The organism is Pseudomonas sp. Fl5BN2, from assembly GCF_009908205.1.
Classification (GTDB): domain Bacteria; phylum Pseudomonadota; class Gammaproteobacteria; order Pseudomonadales; family Pseudomonadaceae; genus Aquipseudomonas.
In genome coordinates, this window is record NZ_JAAARL010000059.1 from 1 (window position 1) to 727 (window position 727).

Sequence of the window (727 nt, forward strand, 5' to 3'; positions counted from 1 at the left end):
GACATCCAGCGCAGTAGCGCCGCCGGCTTCAATCTACAACAGCAATACAACCGACTCAGCTTGCTGACCGAACAACAGGCCGGCGGAGCAGCGGGCTCCTTTGTCGAACGCCATTACCGCTACGACAAAGCCTTCAACCCGATCCAGATCGACGACAACCGCTGGGGCCAGAGCCAATACCGCTACAACGCCAACCAGCAACTGATCGCCGCCCACCTGGGCCAGGGCCAGCCACAACAGTGGTGCTACGACAACGCCCTCAACCTGCTCAGCGAAGGACAAATCGACAGCGCCAAGGGCATGGGCGTCAAGGCCGAGCAAAAAGGCGGCCGCGTGATCAAGTACGGAGCCAATCGCTACCGCTATGACGCCTGCGGCCGCCTGGCCGAAAAAATCCTCCACCGCCACGGCTTTCGCCCTCAGCGCTGGCAATACCGCTGGAACAGCGACAACCGCCTCACCGACCTCTACACCCCCAGCAACGAACACTGGCGTTACGAATACGACGCCTTTGGCCGCCGCCTGCGCAAGTTCAACCTGACCCAAAGTAACCTCAGCTACGCCAACGACGCCCGACACAGCGTGGGCGAAGAGTATTTATGGAGCGGCGAACAACTGCTCGAAGCCGCACCGATCTACGCCGACGGCAGCGTCGCCTTCGAACACGCCACCCGCTGGAGCTACGCCCCGGGCGGCATCACCCCACTGGCCCAACAGCAAGGCGACA

Annotated in this window: 1 protein-coding gene; it reads left to right on the forward strand. The window is 62.2% G+C overall.

What is annotated here, in order from left to right:
• Positions 1 to 727: RHS repeat domain-containing protein (locus GV819_RS32545; protein WP_161760115.1), on the forward strand; the 727-nt coding region annotated here is incomplete at both ends.